This window comes from Exiguobacterium sp. J17977 (assembly GCF_018616375.1).
Lineage (GTDB): Bacteria > Bacillota > Bacilli > Exiguobacteriales > Exiguobacteriaceae > Exiguobacterium > Exiguobacterium mexicanum.
Window position 1 is genome coordinate 662079 of record NZ_JAEQBB010000001.1, and the last position, 17191, is coordinate 679269.

A 17191-nucleotide genomic window follows, 5' to 3' on the forward strand; every position below is an offset into this window, starting at 1 on the left:
AGGTCGTTTTCTTTAGGTTTGCGGCTTATGTTCAGTTGTCGTGTTCTCTTTGCCAAGTGCCGTATCTTTCGCTTCGACGACTTTCTCGCCGATTGATTGTAAATCCGATTTCGCTTCTTGCGCCGTCCCGACGACTTTGTTCACGTCTTGTTTGACCGTATCAACTTCACCGGCGACTTTTTCATAGACGTTTTGCACGTCGGTCGCGACGTCTTGAATGACCTCGGTCGCTGCTTTCACTTGGCCGATGACCTGTGACGCCGTTCCGGCAGGGTCTTGCTTGACCGTATCGACGAGACCGCCGACCGATGACTTCGCGCTCGAGAACGACTGTTTCGTGTTCTCACGGTTCGACGTGCTAAGTAAGGCGAGCAGGCCGCCGACGAGGGCGCCGAGGAGCATCCCGGTCACAACAGTGATTTTTGGACCTCCTGTGCTCGTTTGTTCAAACTGACGGTTCGGATGATTGGCTTGCTCGACTTGTGGATCATGCTGCAATTTCGGTTCCATGATAACACTCCTTTTTGTAAGTTGGCATTGATACTCTTATACCCGACACAAAATGGAAAATAACGTCTTCCCTCATTTCGACATCAAAAAGTAATGAACGGGCAGGATATTTTTTTGTTGATGGGGAATGTTACTACTAGATTGGCCAAAAGGGGGATGCCGTTATGAAGATTCGAGAAGCCGTGCCAGAAGATGCCGCCACCATCCGCGACATTGCGCTCGCGACGGTCAGTGAACGTGACGAGGTTCGTTCGAAAGTAATGGAACGCGCCTATCAGCAAGAAGAGATCGTCCGCGCCATCAGTTCGAGCGAGGAAGCGAAAGAGCAGTTGTTCATTGTCGGTGAGGCCGAAGGCGACGTCATCGGCTTCTATCACGCCATCGACCGCGGGGACACATGGGAAGTACTCCGTCTCTATCTTCATCCGGCCCATCACCGCCAAGGCCTCGGGACAGCGCTGTTGTCGCATCTACGGGAGCGAAAAGTCCAACCAATCGAGCTGTACGTCGAAAGCTCGAACGAGCAAGCAATCGCGTTTTTGAGTCATGAGGCGTTCGTCGAACTGAATCGAATCCAAGAGGAAGTGTACGACCAACCGATGGAACTGATTCATTTACGGTACGACCCTCGCTAAGACCCTAGACGGATTTTCAACCAAACATCAGTCTCGGCTGATGTTTTTTGTTAGTATAAAGATATGTGATAACAAAATGAGGTGACAGCATGGCATATGAAGAAGAATCACGAAAAGGGGTCATCGTGATCGTATATCCGCTCCAGTTCACGTCGCGTTTGAGTGAGGCGTTTTTAGGACGGTTGCGGGACGAATATGAAGTCCTCGTCGTGACCGGGCAGACGGTCGGCTTGACGGCGGAAGACCATAAATTGTTAATCAAGAACACGTTACGTGAGGCAAGTCAGTACAAGCTGCCGATTCACGTCATCGCGTTCAGTCTCGGGGCGTTGTTGACGAACCGTTTACTACAGGAATATGACGTGCCGCTCGGTAGTCTGACATACATCTCACCGCTGTTCGACTGGCATCCGTCCCGCCAAATCGGCGGACTGAAGCAAGTCGTCGCCAGTGCGGTCGACCGTTTCCGTCCGGATTTGCCGCTCGGCATGATGACGTTCATGGGTGGCGGGGAAGAGTCGTCGCGCTTTGGTGAGATCACGTACGGTCAATACCGAGAAATCGAAGAAGAAATCGTCGAACATCAAGAAGAGAAGAAGCATTTGCCGCGTCTGCCGCTCGCTTGTTTCTATGCACCGGACGACCGTTTCGCCGATGTGAAATTGACACTCAACGTCTGCCGAAAAATCGGCGGCGACCAAGTGTATATCCGTCGGCTCGAAGGGTTCCCGCACTTCGGCTATGAACGATTGAATACGAAGTTCGCGGAGACGCTCATCACGTTTTATGAATTGATTCGAGAATGAAATCAGGCGACTCGCATGAGTCGCCTGTTTTTTTATGCTCGTTTTTCAATCGCCACGATGAACGGGGGATGATTGATTTGATTGATGAAGCCGTAGCGGAGGACACCGGCCCGCTTTTGATCGAGCGCCTCAACGTAGGCGAGCACCTCGTCGCGCTCGACTTTGCCGCTCTCATGGCCATGGTAGATGACGACGACGATGACGCCGCCGACGGCCATGACGTCGAGCAGTTGCTCGAGGGCGTCGATGGTCGTATTGCCAGACGTCGTGACCGACTTGTCGCTCCCTGGTAAATAACCGAGATTGAACACGGCCGCCGTGATCGGACGTGTCTCGTCCGCCACAATTTTTTGGACCGTGTCGTGGCTGTCGTGGATAACAGTGACGCGGTCCGTCAATGCTGCTTCCTCGATACGAGTGCGTGTCGCCTCGACCGCTGCTGCTTGAACGTCGAACGCATAAACGTGTCCCGTCTCCTCGACGAGTTCGGCTAAAAAGAATGTATCGTGCCCGTTGCCGGCCGTCATATCGATGGCAATGGCACCGGGCGTGACATGTTCACGAAGTAGGTATTTTGCGAACGGTAAAACTCTCATTAATCCCATGGCTCTCATCCTTCTTTTTTCCTTGGAAAGAATCACGACGCATTAATTCGGCATCGATGGCGTTCAGGACGGCCATCTTGTGCCGGCTCCACGTCGGACCGATCAGCAGATCGGGCGGCCCGTCACCAGTCAGACGATGGATGACCATCTCGGGCGGCAACACTTCCAATTGATCACAGACGAGCGAGACGTAAGTCGCCTCGTCCATGAGCTCGAGCAGTCCTTTTTCGTATTGTCTGGCGAGCGGTGTCTGTTTCAAGACGTGGAGCAAATGGATCTTGATTCCTTGTACGTCCATTTTAGCAACTTCTCGCGCCGTGTCGAGCATCATGTCCGTCGTCTCACCCGGCAAGCCGTTGATAATATGGACAACGACGCTGATTTGGCGTCGCCGGAGCTTGTCGAGTCCTTCTAGGAACGTATTGTAGTCGTGACCACGATTGATTTTCCTCGCCGTCGTATCGTGAATCGACTGCAGGCCGAGTTCGACGGTGAGTGACGTCCGTTCATTCAACTCGGCGAGATAGTCGACGACGTCGTCCGGCAGACAGTCCGGTCGGGTCGCAATCGATAGACCGACGACACCGTCCTCCGCGAGGGTGGGCTCAAACAATTCCCGGAGCCGGGCGACGGGGGCATACGTGTTGCTGAACGCTTGGAAGTAGGCGATGTAACGGGCCTGTTTCCATTTTCGGTGCAGCCGTGCCTTCACTTCGGCGAATTGGACCGGAATCGGATCACAGGCGTTGCCGGCGAAGTCGCCGCTTCCGTCATCCGAGCAGAACGTACAACCACCTTTCGAGACGAGCCCGTCCCGGTTCGGGCACGTGAAGCCGCCGTCGAGCGGGACTTTGAACACTTTCCCGCCGAACTCGCGGCGATACGCTTCATTTAACTTGTGATATTTGGCTTCGCCAAACGGGTTTTGCATGAATATCCTCTCCTTCTTTGCTCATGCTATCACAAAGTCAAGTCGCCGTTATTTCATAATAAGTAATTTTTCTTGACACTTATAGAGCGTTCCGTTAGCTTGGAGGAGGACTTATTTTTGATTCGGCCGTCGTGCCGAATTTTTATCGTTTAACGGGAAGGAAAGGAGTAACTGGTATGAACAACAAAATGCCGATTTCGGTATGGATTTTGGTCATCGCGATGGCGCTCAATACGACGGCGGCGTCTTTTTTATGGCCATTTAACACACTCTATATAAATGGATATTTAGGCGAGTCGATGACGCTCGCAGGGGTGGCGCTGCTCGTTAACTCGGCGCTCGCCATTGCCGGGAACTACATCGGGGGGACGCTGTTTGACCGGATCGGCGGGAAGCGGACGCTCATCCTCTCGGTCGGCCTATTGCTCGCGAGCTCGCTCGGTTTCTTGTTGTTCCACGCCACGTTCCTCGGCTACTTGGCTTGGCTCGGCTTAATCGGATTTTCCGGTGGACTCGTCTTCCCGACAGTATACGCTTTTGCTGGCTTGATTTGGCCAGAAGGGGGACGACGTTCGTTCAACGCGATTTACGTCGCCCAAAACGTTGGGGTCGCCCTCGGGACAGCGATGAGCGGACAGATCGCGCGTATCGATATCGAGTTGATTTTCTACGCTAACTTCTTTTTATCGGTCTTGTTTGTCGTCGTCCTCTTGTTCGGGCTCCGTTATTTGAAAGACCCAGCACGTCCGGTCGTCCAGTCGCAGCTTGAGGCTGCGGCAACGTCGTTGTCCGGCGCGACGATGAAATCGATGTGGTTCGTCGCCATCGGTTACGCGGCGCTTTGGTTCGTTTACGTGCAATGGCAAGGCACGATCGCCGTCCATTCGAAAGATCTCGGCGTGACGATTAGCCAGTATTCGCTCCTTTGGACGGTAAACGGCGCATTGATCGTGTTCGCTCAACCGCTCCTCAACCGCGCGCTTCGTTATTTTGAAGACGATTTGAAGAAACAATTGGTCGTCGGTGCTGTCATCTTCCTCGCGGCTTTCGTCATTGTCCCGTTCGCGGGTGGTTTCACGATGTTTATGGTCGCGATGATTGTCATGACAATCGGGGAAATGTTCATTTGGCCGGCGGTCCCGACGATTGCCGCGAAACTTGCACCTCCGGGGAAAGCAGGGCAGTTCCAAGGGCTCGTCAATATCGCGGCCTCGGTCGGACGGATGATTGGTCCAACGCTCTCAGGACTTGCGTTTGATTTACTCGGTATGAATGCCGTGTTCGGACTGTTGCTCGTGCTCATTCTGACCGCACTTTTCTTCTTCATCAAAATTCGGACACTGAATGTTCAAACTTGATTCGATTCGCACATCGGCTGCATATCTGAATCAGGCGAAGACTAATTCGCGAATATAAAATGAAGACAAAGGATCCTTTCACATAATCGTTCCGTCGTTTCCTGTTTCAGCAATGAGGAGATGTACACCATGAACGAAGAGGTCAATTTGCTCGTGCTTGCGACCCAATATATGTTTTGGGTCGGATTTGTCGGAATGGCAGCCGCTACGCTCTACTTTCTAGTCGAACGGAATAGTCTTGATCCAGAATATCGGTCTGTCGCCACCGTTGCCGCCTTAGTCACGTTTGTCGCGGCGATTCATTATTACTTTATGAAGGACGCGGTTGGCGATTCGGGTCTGTTATCGGAAATCACTGGATTCCCGACGGAGATTCGGTATATCGATTGGCTTGTGACGACACCGCTTCTACTTGTGAAGTTCCCACTCTTGCTCAGTCTAAAAGGAAAGATGAAGACTGGTCTGTTGACGAAGTTGATTGTCGCCGACATCATCATGATCGTGGCTGGTTACCTTGGAGAGTCTTCGATTAATTTGAATGGCGGCTTCACCCAGCTTGGATTATGGGGCTATCTCGTCGGTTGTTTGGCTTGGATCTATATCATCTATCTGTTGTTCACGAACGTCACGAAGGCGGCCGAATCGTCTCCCGCCCCAATTCGGAAAGCGCTCCTCAACATGCGTTTGTTCATTTTGATCGGGTGGGCGATTTATCCGATTGGCTATGCGGTCACGTTGTTTGCGACCGGTGTCGAAGTCCAATTGGTGCGAGAACTCATCTATAACGTCGCCGATTTGATAAACAAGGTCGGCTTCGGGTTGATTGCCTTCTTCGCGGTCAAAACGATTTCGACGTTGAAACAAATTAAGACGTAAAGATAAGTTGACGTTGACGTAGATTTTTATCTTGCGCTAGAATGAAGAGGTGAGATAAAAATTGCGTTGATAAGGAATAGTATCGTGACGTCTGTATTTGTAGAGAGCCGGTGGGTGGTGTGAACCGGTATATGGACCGCGAGAACTCGCCTTGGAGCAGTTCGCCTGAACGAACAGTAGGGTGAACCGGAGTTACGCCTCGTTACCGGCGTCTCAAGTGGCAGAAATGCAACATGGGTGGTACCGCGGAAAGCTTTCAAGCCTTTCGTCCCATTACCGGGGCGGAAGGCTTTTTATTATGCAGAGGAGGATGAATGTTGGACTATTTTAAACATCAAGACATCGAGCCGAAATGGCAAAAGCGTTGGGACGAGAAAGATGCATTCCGGACGACAGAGGACCCGGACAAGGAGTGTTTCTACGTCCTTGACATGTTCCCTTATCCGTCAGGAGCCGGGCTCCACGTCGGTCACCCGGAAGGTTACACGGCGACAGACATCATCGCCCGTATGAAACGGATGCAAGGCTTTAACGTCCTCCATCCAATGGGTTGGGACGCGTTCGGTCTTCCGGCCGAACAATATGCCCTTGACACAGGGAACGACCCGCGCGAGTTCACAGAGCGCAACATCGGCACGTTCCGCCGCCAGTTAAAAGAGCTCGGTTTCTCATATGATTGGGACCGTGAAATCAGCACGACCGACCCGAAATACTACAAGTGGACGCAATGGATCTTCACCCAGCTCCATGACCGCGGACTCGCCTACGTCGACGAAGTCGCCGTCAACTGGTGCCCGGCCCTCGGGACGGTACTCGCCAACGAAGAAGTCATCGACGGATTGTCGGAACGGGGAAGCCATCCGGTTTACCGTGTGCCGATGAAACAGTGGGTGCTTCGCATCACGGAATATGCCGAGCGGTTGCTCGATGATTTAGAAGGGCTTGACTGGCCAGACAGCGTCAAAGAGATGCAACGCAACTGGATCGGCAAGTCGGTCGGGGCCGAAGTCGATTTCAAAGTCGACGGTCACGATAAAGTCGTGACAGTGTTCACGACACGTCCGGACACGCTTTATGGCGCGACATACGTCACGCTCGCACCGGAGCACCCGTTCGTGAAAGCGATCGCGACACCTGAACAAATCGTCGCCATCGAAGCGTACGTCGAAGAAGTCTCGAAAAAGACAGACCTCGAGCGGACCGATCTCGCCAAAGAGAAGACGGGTGTATTTACCGGCGCTTACGCCATCAACCCGGTCAACGGGGAGAAGCTTCCGATTTGGATCGCTGACTACGTGTTGTCGACATACGGCACGGGCGCGGTCATGGCCGTACCTGGACATGATGAGCGCGACTATGAGTTCGCGAAGACGTTCGACCTTCCGATCCGTGAAGTCGTCACAGGCGGCAACTTGGATGAGGCGGCTTACGTCGAGGACGGCGTCCACGTCAACTCAGGCAGCTTGGACGGCCTCAATAAAGCCGACGCGATCGCCAAAATCATCGAAGAACTCGAACTCGCCGGCACTGGCCGCGCCAAGACGACGTATCGTCTCCGTGATTGGTTGTTCAGCCGTCAACGCTATTGGGGCGAGCCGATTCCAATCATTCATATGGAAGACGGTACGCTCAAGACCGTTGCGGTCGAAGAGCTTCCGCTCGAACTCCCGATTATCGATGAAATCAAACCGTCGGGTACGGGAGAATCACCGCTTGCCAACGCCGACGAGTGGTTGACGTATACAGACCCGGTGACCGGTGAGAAGGGTCGTCGCGAGACGAACACGATGCCGCAATGGGCCGGCAGTTGCTGGTATTACATCCGCTTCATCGATCCGCACAATGAAGACATGATCGCGGACCCAGAGAAGTTGAAGCGCTGGCTTCCGGTCGACTTATATATCGGCGGTACGGAGCACGCGGTCCTTCACTTGCTCTACGCTCGCTTCTGGCATAAAGTGCTCTATGATATCGGCATTGTTCCAACGAACGAGCCGTTCCAAAAGCTTTATAACCAAGGGATGATTCTCGGTGAGAACAACGAGAAGATGTCGAAGTCGAAAGGCAACGTCGTCAACCCGGACGATATCATCAAATCGCACGGTGCTGACACGCTTCGCCTTTACGAGATGTTCATGGGACCGCTCGACGCAGCCATCGCCTGGTCGACGAACGGCCTTGACGGCGCTCGTCGCTTCCTTGACCGTGTCTGGCGCTTGTTCGACCAGACGGAGCTCACGGACGGCGCTCCGACGGCCGACTTCGAACGGACGTACCATCAGACTGTGAAGAAAGTGACAGAAGACTACGAGGCGCTCCGTTTCAACACGGCGATCTCGCAACTCATGGTCTTCATCAACGAGGCGTACAAACAAGACACGCTTCCAAAACAAGAGATGGTCAACTTCATCAAGATGCTCTCCCCGGTCGCGCCACACTTGGCCGAAGAGTTATGGGAACGTCTCGGCATGACAGAAGACTTGACGTACGCGGCATGGCCGACGTTCGATGAGTCGAAACTCGTCAGCGACACGATTGAGGTCGTCATCCAAGTGAACGGGAAGCTTCGTGCGAAGATGCACGTGGCCCGCGACGCTTCGAAAGAAGCGCTCGAGGCCGATGCGCTTGCGAACGAACGCGTTCAAGAGTTCACGGAAGGAAAGACGGTCCGCAAAGTGATTGTCGTTCCAGGAAAACTTGTCAATATCGTCGTTGGATAAGCAAAGGAATGTGTGACACTGTCACACGTTCCTTTCTTTTTCGTCATGTCGTTTTCTTTTCGGGTCGGGTTTGTTACACTAAAGGGCGATACTGCATATAAAGGGGACGAAACGTCCATGAAACGTTCTTACGTACTATATACGACGCTGTTTGCCGTCGTCGTCGGTGTGATTTTATGCTATGTGTTCGTCTTTTCGGACGAGGACATCCAAAACCAAATCGCTTCGACGTTTGAGAAAATCGATATTCAAACGAGCCATCAATCGACATCGGTACCTCCCGTCGAGGCCTCGCCGGACGAGGAGGACATCGATACGACCGATGCCCTCGAACAGATTCAAGAGATCGATGAAGTGTACTATAGTGACACGATCGGAGCCTATCTCGTCTTGACGAAAAATAAAGAGTTCTTCGAAGTGAGCGGGAACGCCAATCGCGTGAACGCGTCGCTCATATTGGAGAACGAAGGGCAACCGTATCGCTTCGGTGAATTCATCGGCATGCGCATGATTTCCGAGGATAAGATATATGCCGTCACGGCGAACGGGGTTCTCGTGACGATTGAGCGAGTAGAGGGCAGGTGGACGGAACAACGGCGCAAATTGATTAAAGGAATCGCCTCGACAGACCGGTTGTTCGGTCTCGGTTACGACGAGGAGACGAAACGGTTGATCATCATGAGCCGTTCACAGGATACGCCGGACGTGGACCTGTTGTACGTCCAAGAGCGCACGCTCGAGGAAGAGACGGCCAACGATCGTGAGGCGGAGACGGATGCGGCGACCGAGACCGAGGCAGACGACGATGCGACAGCGACGACAGATGAAGCAGATGCTGAAGCAACGCCGGAACCTATAACGGAATGGGCCGTCGAGTCGAGGAAGCCGCTCACGACCGAAGGGATGAGCGCCTCGATTCAACAGAAGTTCGAGAACTTCCGCGGTGTCGGCCTCGTCGAACGTCAAGGGCGCATTTACGTCCTCGACTCGGAAGAGCTCGTCCTCTATACGGTTAACCCGGACGAAGGGACGATGAACGGGCAGATGGTGACACCCCGCGTCTACGGCTCGACCGGAATGTTCCTGCAAGACAATGAGATATTCGCCATCGTGCGACCAGATGTGTTCGACCTTGACGATTTCGTCTCGGTCGACTGATAGGAGAGAATGAGATGAGCAAACGTTACTTTTATGAAGAGGTTCGCCAGTTCCACGAGACGTTCGGACACCCGGAAGCGAGTGCGCCGCAACCGCTCGGCTTAGACCGTGCCGTCAAACGTTCGGTCTGGACGGCAGAAGAAGCCGTCGTCGAATTTTTACATCAATCGGCTCGGAATGAAGACGAGTTCCTCGCTGCCGTCGCCACGTTCCAACAAGGGTTCGAACAGGCGGTTCAAAAATCGCTCCAAGACGCACCGCCGACCGACGACGTCGCGCGGCTCGTCGGTCAAGGTGACGCGCTCACGGACGCCCTCTATTTCGTGATGGGCAGTTTCGTCGAGCTCGGGCTCGACCCGGTGCCGTTGTTTGAAATCGTGCAGCGTGCCAATATGGCGAAGCTCGGACCAGATGGCAAGCCGATTCTCCGGGCGTCTGACAATAAAGTCATGAAGCCGGAAGGCTGGTTGCCACCCGAGCCAGAGCTCGAGGCGGAAGTAAGACGTCAACTTGAAGCAAAACAGTGACACAAAAAAGAGAGCCGATCGCACGTGCGATTGACTCTCTTTTTTTATACGGTTGTGCGTACCGCGAACTCGGCCGCGTGTGACCCGGCACAATGTCCGGTCGTGAAGGCGGCCGTGATGTTATACCCACCCGTATAGCCGTGGATATCGAGCACTTCGCCGGCAAAGAACAAGCCGTCCGCTTTCTTCGACATCATCGTCTGCGGGGCGATTTCTTTGACGGAGACGCCGCCGCCCGTGACGAACGCCTTATCAAAATCAAGCGTCCCGGTCGCATGTAACTCGAACGTCTTCAATCGGGTCGCAAAATCGATGACCGATTGTTTCTTCAACTGGCTCGCGTCCTCTTCGCCAAATGCGAGGTCGGCCAACAACAGGTCGAGCATCCGTTCCGGGATGAACCCTTTCCAGACGTTCTTGACGGCCCGCTTCGGTTGGTCTTGCACTTGGTTCCAGAGTTCTTGATACAGCTCGTCACGCGCCATGTCCGGGAACAAGTCGAGCGAGAGGGCGACGACGCGCTCTTTACTACGCTTGCGTTCTTTAATCGTATATTGGCTGCAACGGAGGGCAATCGGACCCGAGACGCCGAAGTGCGTGAAAATCATGTCGCCCCGGTGTGTCTTAATCGGCTTGCCTTTCTTGCCGTGAACGGTGAGCGCGACGTCACGGAGCGACAGCCCTTGTAGCTGTTTCGTGCCGATGAACGCATCGTTCAACAAAATCGGTACTTCGGTCGGGAATAGCTCGGTGATCGTATGGCCGGCTTTCTCGGCCCATGGATAGCCGTCCCCGGTCGAACCGGTGTGAGGGACGGATTGTCCGCCGACGGCAATGACACAGGCACCGGCCTCGATCCGCTCGCCGTCCTCGAGTTCGACCGCTTCGAACTCATTTGCTTCATTAAAATGGAGCGTCTTCACTTTCGCGTTTTTGCGAATCTCGACGCCAAGTTGGTCGATGGCCCCGAGGAGCGTGTTGACGACGTCTTGCGCTTTATCCGTCACCGGGAACATCCGGCCGTTGTCTTCCTCTTTTAACGGGATGCCGAACCCGGTGAACAAGTCGATAATCGACTGGTTGTCGAACTGGGCGAGGGCGCTATATAAGAAGCGTCCGTTCCCTGGGATGAATTGAATCAACTCGTCGACGGGCTTGCGGTTCGTCACGTTACAGCGTCCTCCACCGGAGATGGCGAGCTTGCGTCCGAGCTTCGAACCTTTATCAATCAGGAGCGTGTTCGCTCCGGCTTTGGCGGCGGCGTAGGTCGCCATCAGACCGCTTGGGCCTCCTCCGATGACGATTACATCTTTCATCATGGTATCCCTCGTTTCTCTTTCAAATCAAATTCGTAACTTTATTATCTGCAACAGTAAGAGTATAATGAGAAACGGTCGTTTTGTAAAATTAGGTACATTAGTTGTGAAAGAATAGATGGAGGTATCTCATGTCATCAAGCGTCAAACAAGATTCAGGACGAGAGTCCTTCGTCAAAGGCACGCTGCTGCTGTCAGCCGGGAATTTGATCTCACGTGCGCTCGGACTGCTTTACACGTTCCCGTTCCAAGCGATGGTCGGGATTGCCGGTGTCACGCTCTATCAAGCGGCGTACACCTATTATGCGCTCATGATCGCCATTTCGACGGCGGGGATTCCCGTGGCCGTATCGAAATTCATCGCCAAGTATAACGCGCTCGGCGAATATGGCACGAGTCAGCGCTTGTTCCGCCAAGGGATGAAGCTGATGCTCGTGACCGGAGTCGTCGCTTTTTTATTACTGTTCTTCTCAGCACCGTGGTTATCGGAACTCATGGTCCGCAATTCGGAGAACAATCAGCAATATATCGACTCGTTGACGCTCGTGACGCGTAGCGTCAGTTTCGCACTCTTGCTCATCCCGGCGATGAGTATGGTGCGCGGCTATTTCCAAGGACATCAGGATATGGCCCCGACGGCCATCTCCCAAGTCATCGAACAGATCGTCCGCATCATGTTCCTACTCAGCGGGACGATGCTCGTCTTGTTCGTCTTCTCGGACTCGGCACTCATTCGTCCGCTCGCCGATTCACTCGGTGGGACCGCGGCAGTGGCAACGACGGAGTTGAACGGCTTGAAAGTGCTCGCCGTCACGATTGCGACGTTCAGTGCCTTTATCGGTGCAATCGGGAGTATCGTCGTGCTCGCCATGTACTGGCGAAAACGGAAAGACATCCATCGTCAAACCGATAATCCGGCCGGCACACCGGTCCGCTCGATGAAGTCACTTTTGCTCGAGTTGCTCAGCTACTCGATTCCAATCGTCATGGTCGGTCTGTCGACGCCGCTCTATCAATTCGTCGACCAGTTGACGATGGTCAATACGTTGCTCAACTCTGGGAAATCGGTCGCCGAGGCGACGTCCGCGTTCGGATTCTTGACCGGGAACGCCCATAAAATCGTGTTGATTCCGGTCTCGATTGCGGCGAGTGTGTCGATGGCGACCATCCCGCTCGTAACGAAATCGTTCACGCACGGCGATTTGAACAAAGTCCGCAATCAAGTGAACCATATTTTCCAAGTATCGTTCTTTGTCACCATCCCGGCCGTCATCGGATTGGTCGCGCTCGCGGAGCCTTTGTTCGGGACGTTATTCCCAGGTGACCGCGAAGGGTGGGTCTACCTGCTCCACTATGCACCGAGTGCGTTCTTCCTCGCTTATTACTCGGTAGCGGCGGCCATCCTGCAAGGGATTAACCGTCAATATTTCACAATTTTCGCGACGGCGATGGGTCTCATCACGAAAGCGGTGCTCAACGTCCCGTTCGTATACGCACTAGGCGGGATTGGCGCCGGCTATGCGACGATTGCTGGTTATATCGTCGCCATCATCCTCATGGTTTGGAAAATTCAACGGGCGCTTCACTTCCCGTATAAGCAATTGTTGCGTCGGACGATGCTCATGTTTGCCATGGGTGGAGCGATGTTTATCGCCGTGTATGGCTCGCTGTTCGTCACGCTCACCAATGAACCGAGTTGGGGCAACGATATCGTTGCCACGATTGTCGGTTTCGGAATCGGTCTCGTCGTATACGGCTATCTCGGCTGGAGAAGCCACTTGGCCGGCAAACTATTAGGGAAACGATTCCAGTATCGGAGGAAAGCTTAATGCGAATTGATAAATTATTGGCGAACATGGGATACGGTTCGCGCAAAGACGTCAAGATTTTACTGAAACAAGGGGTCGTCCGCGTCGATGACCAACCTGTCAAAGACGCAAAACGTCAAGTCAACTTGGAGACGGAACGGGTGACCGTGCAAGGCGAGGTCGTCGAGTATAAACCGTTCGTCTACTTGATGATGAACAAGCCGGCAGGTGTCATTAGCGCGACCGAGGACAAGGTCGAATCGACGGTCGTCGATTTGATCGACCCGTCCTACGCCCATTACGAGTTGTTCCCGGTCGGACGTCTCGACAAGGACACGACCGGTCTGTTGCTTCTCACGAACGATGGGGCGTTCAATCATGCGCTCATGTCACCGCGTAAACATGTCGACAAAGTGTACGTCGCCGAAGTTGACGGGGAGATGACTGCAGACGATGTCCGTCGCTTCGCCGAGGGTGTCGAGCTTGAGGACGGCTATACGACGAAACCGGCCCGGCTCGAGCTCATCAGCAAATCCGGGCGTCGTTCGACGGTCCGCCTGACGCTCTCGGAAGGGAAGTACCATCAAGTGAAACGGATGATCGCCGCGGTCGGCAAACACGTCGAGCGGCTCGAACGGGTCCAAATCGGCGCGCTCGAGCTCGACCCGACGCTCGAACCCGGGGCGTATCGGGAGTTGAGCGAAGAGGAAGTCGACTTGTTTTTCACATGAAATGAAGGCACGTGTCGGATGACACGTGCCTTTTTGGGCGCAAAAAAAGGGACCCGTTGCCGGAATCCCTCGTAACTTGTTATTTAATTTGCCGTCTTGAGCGAACGTTTTGACGACGTCCACGTTCCGCGACTCGGACTTTCAACCAGATTGTTGTATTCAAGCACGTTCAAATCACGCTGTACGGTGCGTGATGTGATCCCGAACTCCTCTACTAGTTCAGAAGTGGTGACGCATTCCCTTTCGTTAATGAACAAATAAATGGACTTGATGCGGGTTAGCATACGATCTGTTGAACCTTTCATTGGATGACCTCCCAATGCGTAGAATGATGAAAGACAAAACCTACGGACGACAAATGAAATATGAAATTGTTATTTTCTAAAATTACATCTTTAGTATACCGCTCCTACATAGAATTGCAAGGGAAAAGCACGAACAATCGAAATGTAAAGAAACGATTATGAACGTAAATATCGAATGAAGGATATGTAAAGATGCATGTGAATAGCTAAAAGACGAACGAAAAAATATTTTCGAAATGAATGTTCGTCTTTCTAACATTTGGATATACTAATAAGGGAGAGAACATTCGCAAAGGGGAGATCCACATGAATTGGAGACAAGAAGTCGACGCACGAAAAGACGCGTTTTTAGAAGATTTAACAGGGTTGCTACAAATCCCGAGCGTCCTTGATGAGACGAAGGTTGGCCCGAACGAGCCGTTTGGACCCGAAGTCCGACGCGCCCTCGATTATATGTTCGCACTCGGAGAGCGAGACGGGTTCGCCACGAAAGATGTCGCCGGGTATGCGGGACATTTGGAGTACGGCTCAGGGGAAGAAATCGTTGGGATTCTCTGTCACTTAGATGTGGTGCCGGCGGGAGAGGGATGGACGTATGGGGCGTTCAATCCTACCGTTGCGGACGGGAAATTGTTCGCCCGCGGCAGCAATGACGATAAAGGTCCGACGATGGCCGCTTATTACGGACTGCGCATCGTCAAAGAACTCGGGTTGCCGCTATCGAAACGCGTCCGCCTGATCGCGGGTTGTGACGAGGAGAGCGAATGGCGTTGTGTACGAGAATATTTCAAACAAGAGGCGATGCCAACATACGGCTTCGCGCCGGACGCCGATTTCCCGATCATCAACGCCGAGAAGGGATTATATGATGGCGTCTTGAAACAGCTCCCGATTCAACGGGTGCCAGGCTCGAAGCATCATCTGGTCTCGTTCGTGAGCGGAGAACGGCCGAACATGGTCCCGGACTTCGCGACAGCGGTACTCGAGACGGAAGACGTACTCGAAGACAAGTTTGAAGCGTATCTCGAAAAATATGAAGCGAACGGCACGTGTACCTGGGAACAAGGAACGTATACGTTCACGATGAAAGGTGTGGCCGCCCACGCGATGGAACCGGATAACGGGGTCAACGCGGCATACGTCCTCGCCGGTTTCTTGTTGACGCTTCCGCTCGACATTCAAGGAGAACGTTACATCGAGTTCATCCGTCACGTCTTCGCCGATTCGCGCGGAATTTCGCTCGGTATCGAGGCAAGTGACGAGACGGGCGATTTGACGATAAACGGTGGCGTGTTCCGCTATGAAGGTGAGGAGCGGACGGCAACGGTAAACATCCGTTATCCATATACCGCGAAGTTCGAGGAACGGTTGCAAAACTTGAAAGAGATTGCGTTGTCGTTCGGGTTCGAACTGTCGACGCGTCATCACATGCCGCCGCACCACGTGGCCGAAGATCATCCGCTCGTGAAGACGTTGGCGGACGTCTATGAGCGTCAGACCGGTGAGTCGGCGCACTTGATGGCGATCGGCGGAGGGACGTATGCGCGTTCACTCGAGGCTGGTGTCGCTTTCGGGGCGCTGTTCCCTGGCGCGAAAGACGTCGCCCACCAAGTCGATGAATACATGGAAATTGAAGACTTACTTCGCGCCGCCGCCATCTATGCGGAAGCGATTTATGAGCTCGCCAAATAATAACCCGTGAGAGCTGACTGATTCGGTCGGCTCTCTGTCTGTTAGGAAGGAAGTTTACAGTGAACCAACAAAAAATATCGTTTCAATCGATTTACGTCACCATCTTCTTTGCCCAAGGGGCCCTCATTCCTTACATGGCCCTTTTCTTCTCGCAGGCACGGTTTGACTTGTCTCCTGGTCAGGTCGGGACGATTGTCGCCATCATGCCGATTCTCTCGATTGGTGTCCAGCCGTTATGGGGCATGCTCGCCGACCGGACGGGACGGGTACGGGCTTGGCTGATTATCGCGATGCTCGGGGCGGCCGCCTTATCGCTCACGTTCTTGTTCGCGACGTCTTATGTATGGATTATTTTATTGATGATCGCCTGGTCGATTTTCCAATGTGCGCACATCCCGCTCGTCGATATGATGACGCTCGAGTATACGTCACGCGCCAAAATCGACTACGGGGCCATCCGATTGTTCGGGTCGGCCGGGTTTGCGATTGCGGTGTTCGTCATGGGCCGTATCTCGGACACGACATGGGGACTCGCGAGTACATTTTTACTCAGCGCCGTCATGCTGACAATCGGGACGCTGTTTGTGCGGAGCGTATCGGAACAGGAGCCGAAGCAAGTGCTCACGACGGCGCCGTTCCAATGGTCGGCCGTCTGGAATGGACCGTTCATCGCCTTTTTGATTGGGGGCATGCTCGTCTTCGGTCCGATTTACGCGAATAACTATTACTTCGGCATTTATGTGACGAGTATCGGCGGCTCGACGACGCTCGTCGGGACGTTGTTCCTCGTCGCCGTCTTATGCGAGATCCCGTTCATGAAAGTGGCGTATCAATTCGTCGAACGTCTCGGGACGGTCAATGTGCTGGCGGGTGCGGCTTTGATTTCGGCGCTTCGCAACGGTTGGTTGGCACTCGAACCCCCGATTTGGGTCGTTTGGATTCTTGCTATCGTCCAAGGGCTCGTCGTCGGATTATTGATTCCGGTCGCGCTTCAGTTTGTTCGCAGTCTGGTCAGCCGCAACGTCGTCTCGACGGCGATTGGCGTCTACATGGCCGTCACGTCAGGACTAGCGACGGCCGGTTTCAACTTGCTCAGTGGATTTATCATTGAATATAACAGCATCATCGGTGTATTTTGGATGTACACGGTGGTCAGCATCGTAGGAGCGGTCCTCTTCTTCGGACTGAGACGTTTTCGAGTGAAAGGATGATG

Annotated in this window: 16 protein-coding genes and 1 other annotated feature; of the genes, 11 read left to right on the top strand and 5 right to left on the bottom strand. The window is 53.5% G+C overall.

Features of this window, described 5'->3' with window-relative positions; translation table 11 throughout:
• Nucleotides 1–12: 12 nt before the first annotated feature.
• Nucleotides 13–510, bottom strand: coding sequence for a hypothetical protein (locus KNO58_RS03285; protein ID WP_214751838.1), 498 nt, complete (start codon nucleotides 508–510; stop codon nucleotides 13–15).
• A gap of 164 nt (nucleotides 511–674) precedes the next feature.
• On the opposite strand from KNO58_RS03285, the gene KNO58_RS03290 reads away from it, so the two are divergent.
• Nucleotides 675–1145: a GNAT family N-acetyltransferase gene (locus KNO58_RS03290; protein ID WP_214751839.1), complete on the top strand. Its 471-nt coding sequence runs from the start codon at nucleotides 675–677 to the stop codon at nucleotides 1143–1145.
• Between the two features lie 89 nt (nucleotides 1146–1234).
• Nucleotides 1235–1951, top strand: coding sequence for an alpha/beta fold hydrolase (locus KNO58_RS03295; protein ID WP_021065554.1), 717 nt, complete (start codon nucleotides 1235–1237; stop codon nucleotides 1949–1951).
• A gap of 32 nt (nucleotides 1952–1983) precedes the next feature.
• On the opposite strand, the gene mnmM is transcribed toward KNO58_RS03295, so the two are convergent.
• Complete coding sequence (gene mnmM / locus KNO58_RS03300) at nucleotides 1984–2556, bottom strand: tRNA 5-(aminomethyl)-2-thiouridylate-methyltransferase MnmM (RefSeq protein ID WP_214751840.1); 573 nt, start codon at nucleotides 2554–2556, stop codon at nucleotides 1984–1986.
• A complete protein-coding gene (mnmL, locus tag KNO58_RS03305; protein WP_214751841.1) occupies nucleotides 2510–3487 on the bottom strand; it encodes a tRNA modification radical SAM protein MnmL/YtqA in 978 nt (325 codons plus the stop codon). The genes mnmM and mnmL overlap by 47 nt, the downstream gene beginning before the upstream one ends.
• Nucleotides 3488–3663: 176 nt before the next feature.
• Between mnmL and KNO58_RS03310 the strand changes: the two genes are divergently transcribed.
• The 5 genes from KNO58_RS03310 (at nucleotide 3664) to KNO58_RS03330 (ending at nucleotide 10126) form a co-directional block, all read left to right on the top strand.
• Nucleotides 3664–4845 carry an MFS transporter gene (locus KNO58_RS03310; protein ID WP_214751842.1) on the top strand — a complete coding sequence of 394 codons (1182 nt, stop codon included), beginning with the start codon at nucleotides 3664–3666 and terminating at the stop codon, nucleotides 4843–4845.
• A gap of 129 nt (nucleotides 4846–4974) precedes the next feature.
• Entirely contained in the window at nucleotides 4975–5721 is a 747-nt protein-coding gene (locus KNO58_RS03315; RefSeq protein WP_131437070.1) for a bacteriorhodopsin, read from the top strand.
• Between the two features lie 57 nt (nucleotides 5722–5778).
• Nucleotides 5779–5997 (top strand) — a binding site (T-box leader).
• 38 nt (nucleotides 5998–6035) lie between these two features.
• Nucleotides 6036–8441, top strand: a complete 2406-nt coding sequence (gene leuS, locus KNO58_RS03320) for a leucine--tRNA ligase (RefSeq protein ID WP_214751843.1) — start codon at nucleotides 6036–6038, stop codon at nucleotides 8439–8441.
• A 117-nt stretch (nucleotides 8442–8558) separates the two neighbouring features.
• Entirely contained in the window at nucleotides 8559–9599 is a 1041-nt protein-coding gene (locus KNO58_RS03325) for a hypothetical protein (RefSeq protein ID WP_214751844.1), read from the top strand.
• A gap of 14 nt (nucleotides 9600–9613) precedes the next feature.
• A complete protein-coding gene (locus tag KNO58_RS03330) occupies nucleotides 9614–10126 on the top strand; it encodes a pyrophosphohydrolase domain-containing protein (RefSeq protein ID WP_021065560.1) in 513 nt (170 codons plus the stop codon).
• 44 nt (nucleotides 10127–10170) lie between these two features.
• On the opposite strand, the gene KNO58_RS03335 is transcribed toward KNO58_RS03330, so the two are convergent.
• Nucleotides 10171–11445 (bottom strand): BaiN/RdsA family NAD(P)/FAD-dependent oxidoreductase, encoded by a 1275-nt coding sequence (locus tag KNO58_RS03335; protein WP_376778149.1) that lies wholly within the window; start codon nucleotides 11443–11445, stop codon nucleotides 10171–10173.
• A gap of 128 nt (nucleotides 11446–11573) precedes the next feature.
• Here KNO58_RS03335 and KNO58_RS03340 point away from each other — a divergent pair, with 128 nt between their 5' ends.
• Both KNO58_RS03340 and KNO58_RS03345 read left to right on the top strand, forming a co-directional pair.
• Nucleotides 11574–13271: a putative polysaccharide biosynthesis protein gene (locus KNO58_RS03340; RefSeq protein ID WP_214751845.1), complete on the top strand. Its 1698-nt coding sequence runs from the start codon at nucleotides 11574–11576 to the stop codon at nucleotides 13269–13271.
• Complete coding sequence (locus tag KNO58_RS03345; protein ID WP_214751846.1) at nucleotides 13271–13981, top strand: pseudouridine synthase; 711 nt, start codon at nucleotides 13271–13273, stop codon at nucleotides 13979–13981. The genes KNO58_RS03340 and KNO58_RS03345 overlap by 1 nt, the downstream gene beginning before the upstream one ends.
• 83 nt (nucleotides 13982–14064) lie before the next feature.
• On the opposite strand, the gene KNO58_RS03350 is transcribed toward KNO58_RS03345, so the two are convergent.
• A complete protein-coding gene (locus KNO58_RS03350; protein ID WP_081637897.1) occupies nucleotides 14065–14286 on the bottom strand; it encodes a DeoR family transcriptional regulator in 222 nt (73 codons plus the stop codon).
• Between the two features lie 306 nt (nucleotides 14287–14592).
• Here KNO58_RS03350 and pepV point away from each other — a divergent pair, with 306 nt between their 5' ends.
• A complete protein-coding gene (pepV, locus tag KNO58_RS03355) occupies nucleotides 14593–15978 on the top strand; it encodes a dipeptidase PepV (protein ID WP_214751847.1) in 1386 nt (461 codons plus the stop codon).
• A gap of 59 nt (nucleotides 15979–16037) precedes the next feature.
• Nucleotides 16038–17189: an MFS transporter gene (locus KNO58_RS03360; protein ID WP_214751848.1), complete on the top strand. Its 1152-nt coding sequence runs from the start codon at nucleotides 16038–16040 to the stop codon at nucleotides 17187–17189.
• Nucleotides 17190–17191: the final 2 nt, after the last annotated feature.

Excerpts from the sequence above, each read along its gene's own strand:
- KNO58_RS03285 (WP_214751838.1), bottom strand. The coding sequence starts at position 510 with ATGGAACCGAAATTGCAGCATGATCCACAAGTCGAGCAAGCCAATCAT.
- KNO58_RS03290 (WP_214751839.1), top strand. The coding sequence starts at position 675 with ATGAAGATTCGAGAAGCCGTGCCAGAAGATGCCGCCACCATCCGCGAC.
- KNO58_RS03295 (WP_021065554.1), top strand. The coding sequence starts at position 1,235 with ATGGCATATGAAGAAGAATCACGAAAAGGGGTCATCGTGATCGTATAT.
- mnmM (WP_214751840.1), bottom strand. The coding sequence starts at position 2,556 with ATGGGATTAATGAGAGTTTTACCGTTCGCAAAATACCTACTTCGTGAA.
- mnmL (WP_214751841.1), bottom strand. The coding sequence starts at position 3,487 with ATGCAAAACCCGTTTGGCGAAGCCAAATATCACAAGTTAAATGAAGCG.
- KNO58_RS03310 (WP_214751842.1), top strand. The coding sequence starts at position 3,664 with ATGAACAACAAAATGCCGATTTCGGTATGGATTTTGGTCATCGCGATG.
- KNO58_RS03315 (WP_131437070.1), top strand. The coding sequence starts at position 4,975 with ATGAACGAAGAGGTCAATTTGCTCGTGCTTGCGACCCAATATATGTTT.
- leuS (WP_214751843.1), top strand. The coding sequence starts at position 6,036 with ATGTTGGACTATTTTAAACATCAAGACATCGAGCCGAAATGGCAAAAG.
- KNO58_RS03325 (WP_214751844.1), top strand. The coding sequence starts at position 8,559 with ATGAAACGTTCTTACGTACTATATACGACGCTGTTTGCCGTCGTCGTC.
- KNO58_RS03330 (WP_021065560.1), top strand. The coding sequence starts at position 9,614 with ATGAGCAAACGTTACTTTTATGAAGAGGTTCGCCAGTTCCACGAGACG.
- KNO58_RS03335 (WP_376778149.1), bottom strand. The coding sequence starts at position 11,445 with ATGATGAAAGATGTAATCGTCATCGGAGGAGGCCCAAGCGGTCTGATG.
- KNO58_RS03340 (WP_214751845.1), top strand. The coding sequence starts at position 11,574 with ATGTCATCAAGCGTCAAACAAGATTCAGGACGAGAGTCCTTCGTCAAA.
- KNO58_RS03345 (WP_214751846.1), top strand. The coding sequence starts at position 13,271 with ATGCGAATTGATAAATTATTGGCGAACATGGGATACGGTTCGCGCAAA.
- KNO58_RS03350 (WP_081637897.1), bottom strand. The coding sequence starts at position 14,286 with ATGAAAGGTTCAACAGATCGTATGCTAACCCGCATCAAGTCCATTTAT.
- pepV (WP_214751847.1), top strand. The coding sequence starts at position 14,593 with ATGAATTGGAGACAAGAAGTCGACGCACGAAAAGACGCGTTTTTAGAA.